Here is an 8230-nt window from a genome sequence, read left to right as displayed (position 1 = left end):
CGAAAGCGGGAATCCACGGCGCCGTTCCGTTTGCTGGCCAGGATGTAAACGCAGAACTGCTTGTCCATAGCGCCAAACGCCAAACTGGATTCCCGCTTTCGCGGGAATGACGGCCATAACACCGAACCACGTTACCCACAAATTTGTCGCGCACGCGGCAGGGGCGGGCGGGGGCCAACGGAAGTCAGGGTTGGCGCCGGCCCGGCACCAATGCACCGGCGACGCATGGTGACGCATATGGGAGCCGTCGACGGCGGCTGCCGGCTGGTGTAGAGAAACCCGCGTCAACGCAACCTGTTCGAGGGGGCCACGTGCAGCCCGCCGCGAGCGGGAGCATGGAATTGCACGGCGGGCGCGATGGCGGCAATCCGCCGTGGCGATCAGGTCGCCGACCCGAAGGAGCTAGGATGTACGCACATCATCAGGACGCGATACAAAGAAGCATTCAGCACTTCAGCAACGACTCCGAGGTCCTAGCCTTGATCCTCGGTGGCTCGATCGCTCACGGCTTTGCGACCGCGGCCTCCGACGTCGACGTCATGATCCTCGTTTCGGATCGCGACTACGAAGCGCGCCTGCGTGACGGGCGACTGCAGTATTACGATCCCACGCTGTGCGCTTACGAAGGCGGCTACGTCGACGGGAAGTATCTCGGAGAAGGGTTCCTGCAGAAGATCGCCGCCGCCGGCAGTGAGCCGGCGCGCTTTGCGTTTCAGGATGCCCAGGTGCTGTTCTCCGGCATCGCCGGTCTTGCGACCGTCCTGGGTGAAATCGTGCGCTATCCGCTCGCCGACAAAGCCGCCCGCTTGCAGCGCTTCTACGCCCAGTTCGAGGTCTGGCACTGGTATGCCCACGAGGCGTTGAAGCTGCGGAACCGCTACCTGCTCGGCGTCGCCGCTAACAAGATGGTGCTGTTCGCCGGCAGGCTGATTCTGGCTCACAACGAACTGCTTTACCCGTATCACAAGTGGTTCCTCGCCGTACTGGAGCGCGCCGCCGACAAACCACGCGATTTGCTTGCGCAGCTGGCAGCGTTGACCACCGATCCGAGCCCGGAGCATATCCGGTCGCTTTACGAGACCATCGTGCAGTTTCGGCCGTGGGAGTGCACCATACCCTGGACCACACAGTTCATGCTGGATAGCGAGCTGAACTGGCTCGACGGGCGCAGCCCGGTTGAGGACGTGTAGCTGAAGTTACTGGGCTCCGAGCCCCGGGGCGGCATCTGTGGCCCCAAGGCGCGAAAATCATGGAAACCAGCGTCGAAGATGCCCTCCTGATCTTCGCCAATGGGCTGGTAGACGGACTGGGGATCTGCACGCTCTCAGGCGAAGACGCACCCCTCCTGGCTGGCACCCCCCGAGGGTCACCAGACCGAGTACGAGACTAAGGCCTCCGGCGACTTCATCATCTACGGACCTCTCTTCTTGGTTGTGGCCTGCCGCCCGTGGTTCTCGGCTGACGGTGGTCGTCGACTACCGATCCCTTCCAAGACCTTCTTTCGCGCTTCGTGATACTCAACGTCACTGATTTTGCCCGTGTGACGGAGTGTGCGCGGGCGTGCGGGGAGACGATTGCGCGCCGGGTGGCCCGGGAGGCGAAGGCAGATCACCAGATGCACCGCGTCGTCGTAAGCTTGCGCACCCGCGCAGTGATCTCAGCGCCGACGGCGATTCGGCAGATCGCGCAGCTTCAAGGGGCGACTCAGCGCAGATAGCCCAGCGCTCTTAAGGCCGCATCGGCGCGTTCGTCCGGAGCCGCCTGCTGCGACGGTAGCGCCACCTCGACGTGACGGACCAAGTCCGCGTACAGCACGCGAAGCGGCCCGGAGACGGCATCGACGCCGACCAGGTCTCGGCGCTCGGCGGCATCGTCGGCGAGGTTGTACACCTCCTCTTTGCCGTCGCTCCAACGAATGTATTTCCAAGTCGCCGTTCGAAATCCGGTGCGTTCCTCGGCGAAGAGCATGTTCTCGCTTAGCGCGGCTCGCCTGCTGAAGGGTTCGCCGCGCAAGACCGGCGCTATGGTCACGCCGTCCAGACCCGGCGGTACGGGGAATCCGAGGAGATCGACGATCGTGGGCGCGATGTCGGTTACACTCACTTGTGCCGCGACTCGTGCCGCCGCACGAACATGACCGGGCCAGCGCATAAGCAGCGGGACATGTACGAGTTCGTCGTAGACCGTGTGGCCATGCTCGACACCCCCGTGTTCCCAAAACTCCTCGCCGTGATCGGCCACCAGGATGACGAGTGTCCGATCCCGGAGGCCGTGCCGGTCGAGCGCATCGAGCACCGCGCCGACGGCGGCGTCCACGCTCGCCACCTCGGCGCGGTAGAGTTCACGGACCGCCTCCTTCTCCTTGGCGCTCAGCCGGATCTCTCCGCTGCGCAAACGCGCCACATCAGGAGATGTCAGCGTGAAGTCCTCCTGCTCGTGATCGGCCGGCGCGAACGACAGATCGCCGCGCATGCTCTTGTGCCGAATCGCATCGGAGCGGCCATAGGGGGGATGCGGGTCGAGGTAGTGGAGCCAGAGAAGAAACGGTGACGGGCCACCTGCGGTCTCCAGCCACCTCGCGGCGCGCCGGCTGACGGTATCTCCGCGGTCACCAATGAGACTATCCGGGCGAAGCCAGGTCGCAAGCCGCACCGCGGCTGTCTGTGCGAAAGACAGGAAGGCCTCTGACTCGATCGTGATATTCTCGTACCCGTCGAAGCTTTCGCCGAGGTTATAGTACAGCCCGAGGTACGGGTTCGTGACAATGGCGTTCGTGCGGTAGCCGCGCGCATGCAGGGCCGTCGCGAGAGTCCACGAGCCCCGGGGAAGAGGCGAGCGTCCGAGCGGGGTCCGGCCGTTTGTGATCCGTCCCGCGCCGTGGTGACGGGGGTAGAGTCCGGTCAGGATCGAGGCGACCGCCGGCAACGTCCACGACGATGCGCTGATGGCCTGCTCGAACAACGTGCCCTCGTGCGCCAAGCGATCGATTCGTGGCGTGAGGTGATGCCGGTCACCGTAGCATCCCAGGTGATCGGCGCGCAGCGTGTCGATGGAGATGAGGAGCACGTTCGGCGTTCCAGCCATAGTCGCGGCGACGCGGCGCGGGCCGGCTTCCCATTTCCAATCGGTCGCCAGGAATCGGCCGACCGGCAGAAGCAGGAGCACCGCTGCGGCCACGGCCGCCCCCGCGCCGATACGCAACACGATCACAGACTGTCGCATGTACGCAGCGGCGAGACTTGCCGCGACTAACGCCGCGGCGGCAGAGATGGCGAGGACCAGCGCCCAGAGCATGATGTCGGCGAACGGGTTCGCGGGGCTGCCGACGTCGCGCAAGCGCGTCACGATGGCTTCTCGCCAGGACGTGCTGACAGACAGTGATCCTGCGGTGGCGACGAGCCCCGTGTGGACGCCAAGCGCCGCCCGGGATGCCGGGTCAAGGCGAAGGGCCAGAGCCACGACCGCGCCCATCGCAGCGAGCAACACACCCAGCGCCATCCAGCTGAGCACCGGCACGCCGAGGTACAACCAGAAATACTGCCCCGGCTGGATGGCGGCATTCGCGTGGAGCATCAAGACGCCCTCGCGGCTGCCGAAGAGCAGGCCACCGACAGCGCCGACGGACATCGCCAGGCTAAGGTGCGCGCGGAATGATGAGGCAAGACTCATCACGGCAGGAGTCGCCCGAGCTGCCGGCGGATGACGTCCGATGGCACCAGCAGCACGTTGTCGGGCCAGTGGCGCGGCGCCTGTCTTCTGTAACTGCCGCCGGCGCCGAGTAACCCGCTCGGCGCTTCGGTCCGCAGCTTCGCCAGGCAGTTGGACACGACGTGTCCCGCCGTCAAGGCGAGTCCACTGGAAGAAATGGCGACCGCCGAGCCGTTGCCCGGCAATGGCCGAATCAACGCGCCGGCAACAAGTCCAGGCTCAAAGCAAGATTCGGGAGCGGCACCAGCCATTGCAGCAGAGGTGTCGGCGCACACAGCGAGTGCCGGCACGCAAGCCGGCAAGAGAGGTGCGGGCGCTCCTGTTCGTTTGGCTTGGGCCATCGCGACCGAATTTGCCGACGTTAGTCGCAACGGCCCAAGGCGTGATTCACGGCCCGCACCAGCTCGTCGACGCTCACCGTGCCTTCTCCACCTGGATCCATCGCCAGACAACTAGCGAGTGATGTGCGGCCGAGGGCGATGCGCACGCCGCGGACCAGCTCGTCAACCGTCACAACGCCGTCCACGTCGCAGTCGCCGGCGCATGCGGGGGGCAGGGTCGCGATGACAATGCCTCTCGGCGATGGGCCGACAGCGGCGGTCGCAACAACGGTATTGGTCCGCATATCGATGCTCGAAACGGTGTCGGATTCCGAGTTTGTGACATAGAGATACGCACCGTCGGCAGTTACGGCCGCCTGCTTCGGAATGTCGCCCACTGGGATGGTGGCGAATGCGACGTTCGTGCGCGTATCGATCGCGCTAACGGTGCCGGGTAGGGTCGCATTGACGACGTATAGGGTGGTACCGTCCGGTGTAACGACCACGTCCGTTGGGCGGCCCACATCGACGCCGAGTGAGATGAATTCAGTGACAGTGGCCGACTCGATGTCGACCACGCCCACGCCCCCCGAAAGGAAGTGGGCCACGTACAGTGCGCGTCCGTCGGGTGTCACAGTGAGCCGAGTGGGCGGATGATCCAGTTGGATCGTATCCGTCACGACGTTGCGATTGATATCGATGACCGAAATGGTTCCGAACCTGAAGTTCGACACGTAGGCGCGTGTTCCGTCGGGTGCCATTACGATGTCGTTCGGCTGGACGTCGACGGGGATCTTCGTCACCAGCGCCAGTACACTCGTATCGATGACGGCCACTTCCCTGCCCAGGAAGAAGCCGAATCCCGAGTCGTCGGGGAATCCCGGCTCGACGATGTAGGCACGCGAGCCGTCACGATTGAATGCGATGGGTCCCGGCAGACGCTCAAACACATCGCCCGGGATCTCGCCAACGAGACTGCTCGTCGCTGTGGCGATCGTCGAGACGCCCCCCACATGCGTGACATACACCATCCGGCCATCGGGGCTGGTGGCCACTTCGATCGGCACCGGCCGTACCGCGATGGTGTCGATCAACGCGTTCGTGGTCGTGTGAATGACGGAGATGCCGCTGCCGAGCTCGTTGGCGACGTAGGCAAGCTCAGTCGCCACCGCGGTTGATGACCTCAACACCATCAAGCACCACAAGAGAATGCGGCCGGTCCCGACCGCTCGGCCTGTCGCTGCTTGGTTCCGCATCATCGCCTCCATCATGACCGCCGGGCGCTCGTGCTCGACATCTCCTTCAGCGACGCGGTCACATCCGCCACCGAGATGGAGCCGTCGGCGTTGGCATCCGCGCCGCCGCAGGCGGGGAAGTAGAGTTCGCTGAAGAGGCGGCGCGTCAGCACCGAGACGTCCGCGCCCGTGAGGCGAGCGTCGCAGTTCGCGTCGCCGGGCACGCGTTGCTCAGGGTGAGTATCATTGAACAGCAGCGTAAAGATCACCTCCTCGCTTCCCGCGAATGGTGTCGTAAGATCGATAAGCCCATCACCGTTGAAGTCGGCCGCAGTCAAGCAACACGACCCGTCGCCGGCGATGGGCATGGCGAAGTACCGCAAGAAGGGCGCGAACGCCCCGCGGCCATTTCCTTCGAAGACTGTGACGCCGCCGAAGGATGCCTGGGCGATATCAAGGTGCCCATCCGCGTTGAAGTCGGCCGCCAACACGCCACCGATGAAGGAATCCTGCGTCTGCAAGCCAACGTGTTCGGGCGCAAGCTGAACAGGATCGACGAAGCGGCCCGTTCCGTCGCCCCGTAGCCAGAGAGTCCCATACGGTTGTCCCAATTTGGTGCCGTTAATGGAATGCGAAACCACCAGATCAAGGACGCGATCTTCATTGAGGTCGCCAAGTGCTGCTTGAAGATTGCCGCCGCTGGTCGCGACTTCGCGCGTGACCGGCACCGTCAATGCGTCTGCAAAAGTGCCATCGCCGTGGCCCAAATACACGCAGAGATCCTGGGTGTTCACCAGAACTAGATCTATGGCGCCGTCACGGTTCAGATCGCCGGCGAGCGCGTTGAGGGTGACCTTGCCGGTAGGCAGGCCGGCCGCGGGGTCAAACTGGCCGGCTCCGGCGTTTAGGAAGACCTCGGCCCCGGCAAACTGCTCGCCAAACCGCCGCGCCACTGCGGCAATATCCGGCGCCCCATCGCCGTCAAAATCCGCGACAGCAATCCGGCCGTACTCGGCATCCGCAGTGCGGAGCCGGGTGACGCGCTCAAAGTGACCCTGACCATCCCCTCGCAATACGACTAGCACGAGCGCGTCGTCTCCGCTTTCGGAGCTGGTCACGACCGCATCCGCGACCCCGTCCCCGGTAAAGTCAGCCACGGCCAAGCGCTGAACGAGGCCGCCAGTCGCCGAGTCGATAGGCGGATCGAAGTTGCCCTCGCCGCGCCCCAAGAAGGTCACCAGTCGCCCACCACTGCCTGTCGTCGTCAAGAGGTCCAAAATACCATCGCCGTTCACGTCGGCCGCGGCGGCGCCCGCGGGTGCGATCGGCGTACACACTGGCTCATCGCACCAGCCAGCGCCGGCGCGCCAACGAAGCTTGTAGGGTTGTGGCAGTGTGCCGTCGGGCAGGCGCAGGGACAAATCCGCGCGGGGACCCCCACCGCCGTCCATAGCAACGTCGATAAGACCGTCGCCGTTGAAGTCAGCAGTGGCGAGCGTGAATCCAGACCCGCCGGTCGGACCGAAGCGGGCAAAACTGCTATCGCCGCGCGCTATCAGAGGGACGATCCCCACCAGCCCGGCCGACACGATGTCGCGCCGCCCATCGCCGTTGAAATCGATTAAACGGAAATCGCGCGGGACGCTATCGGCCGGCAGAAACGTCGGGCCGGTAAAACCGCGCTGGCCGGTGCTAATGAATAGCGCAGCATTGCCGAAGGACAAGTGGTATTCTGAGTTGCTCTCCAGACTCGCACCCCCTCCGCCTGCTGCTTGGCCCGCAGCTGGCTTGAGTATGTCGAACAGGCCGTTGGCAATGATCAGATCGTGGATGCCGTCGCCGTTGAGGTCGCCGGCCGCAATGCCCCAGGGGCCCGGCGTATGGCGATCCTGGACCGGCTTGAGTTCCACGGGATTGCCGAAGATCCCGGTGCTGCCATTGAACATGACGGTGGCTCGTCTCACATATTGATTGGTCACCGCGACATCCGGATGACCATCCGCGTCGAAGTCGCCAACGGCAATACGCGCCGGTGCGATCCCGGCCGTGACGATGGCGCCGCTCGCGAATACGGCGTGCCCGTCATCGAGGAGCACTTGCACCGCGCCGATGCCTCCGGACTCAACCGTCCCGGCCAAGGCGACCACAATGTCGAGCGTGCCGTTGCCGTCAACGTCTGCCGCCGCCAAGCTGTTGGGAGGCCCTCCCGTCGCGACGGAGACCCCTTGGGAGAGCCCGCCCAGGCCGTCCCCAAGAAAGACCCACACATCTCCGGAGCCCTGGTAGCTCATGGCGACATCTGCGTTGCCGTCATCGTTGAGATCCCGCGCGATCAGGTGGCGAAAGGCGCCGAAGCCGCCTCGCCGGTGCAACAGAGGCGGCGAGAAATTCCCCTTCTGATCGTTCAGCAGCAACTCAACGACCCCGAGGTTGTCGATGACTAGGTCGGGATACCCGTCATGATTGAAATCAGCCGAGTCGATAGACATCGACTGGCGACCGAAAGGGACTTGGCGCCAACTGATGAAGGACGTCCGCCGCCCAAACTCACCGTCGGCCGCGGGCGCGTCCGCCCGTTCCACGGCGCGCACGATTATCCCTAGAAGACCGATCGCCAACAGGGACAGCAAGATGAGCTTTCTTTGCACTTTTCCGCCTCACCAGCGACGGGTTGGGGCGGCCCTGCCGGCCGCCCAATCTCACCGTCGTCACGATCTCCGTAACCACCCTATCAGCTCAGCACCCGACCATCGCCCGAACATCCGGATCGGGTACATCCAGGTGTGTATCCGGGTCGTGAATCTTGAGCGAGTTGTCGCCCCACGACTGGCTGACCCTGCCCGACTTGTGGCCTCTGGACACGGAGGTTGGATTGCGGTAGACGTACATGCGTGACGGCGGTGGTGGAAGCGGCGGGGTTGGTTTTTCCGGTCGGTGCGATCGATGCGATTCGCATGCGCATCGAGG

The 8230-nt window shown here is 64.3% G+C and carries 5 protein-coding genes; 1 reads left to right on the top strand and 4 read right to left on the bottom strand.

Annotation, left to right across the window (positions count from 1 at the left end; genetic code table 11):
* The first annotated feature begins 407 nt into the window (after nt 1–407).
* A complete protein-coding gene (locus HY699_16135) occupies nt 408–1190 on the top strand; it encodes a nucleotidyltransferase domain-containing protein (protein MBI4517334.1) in 783 nt (260 codons plus the stop codon).
* 514 nt (nt 1191–1704) lie between these two features.
* On the opposite strand, the gene HY699_16130 is transcribed toward HY699_16135, so the two are convergent.
* The 4 genes from HY699_16130 to HY699_16115 form a co-directional block, all read right to left on the bottom strand.
* Nucleotides 1705–3627 carry a sulfatase gene (locus HY699_16130; GenBank protein MBI4517333.1) on the bottom strand — a complete coding sequence of 641 codons (1923 nt, stop codon included), beginning with the start codon at nt 3625–3627 and terminating at the stop codon, nt 1705–1707.
* Nucleotides 3628–3668: 41 nt separating this feature from the next.
* Nucleotides 3669–3845, bottom strand: a complete 177-nt coding sequence (locus HY699_16125; protein MBI4517332.1) for a hypothetical protein — start codon at nt 3843–3845, stop codon at nt 3669–3671.
* Nucleotides 3846–4069: 224 nt separating this feature from the next.
* Nucleotides 4070–5197 carry a YncE family protein gene (locus HY699_16120; GenBank protein MBI4517331.1) on the bottom strand — a complete coding sequence of 376 codons (1128 nt, stop codon included), beginning with the start codon at nt 5195–5197 and terminating at the stop codon, nt 4070–4072.
* Between the two features lie 98 nt (nt 5198–5295).
* A complete protein-coding gene (locus HY699_16115; GenBank protein ID MBI4517330.1) occupies nt 5296–7911 on the bottom strand; it encodes a VCBS repeat-containing protein in 2616 nt (871 codons plus the stop codon).
* Nucleotides 7912–8230 lie beyond the last annotated feature (319 nt).

The organism is Deltaproteobacteria bacterium (assembly GCA_016210005.1).
Classification (GTDB): domain Bacteria; phylum Desulfobacterota; class Binatia; order HRBIN30; family JACQVA1; genus JACQVA1.
Note: the sequence above shows the minus strand (reverse complement) of the source record. Positions and strands in the feature narration are given on the sequence as shown.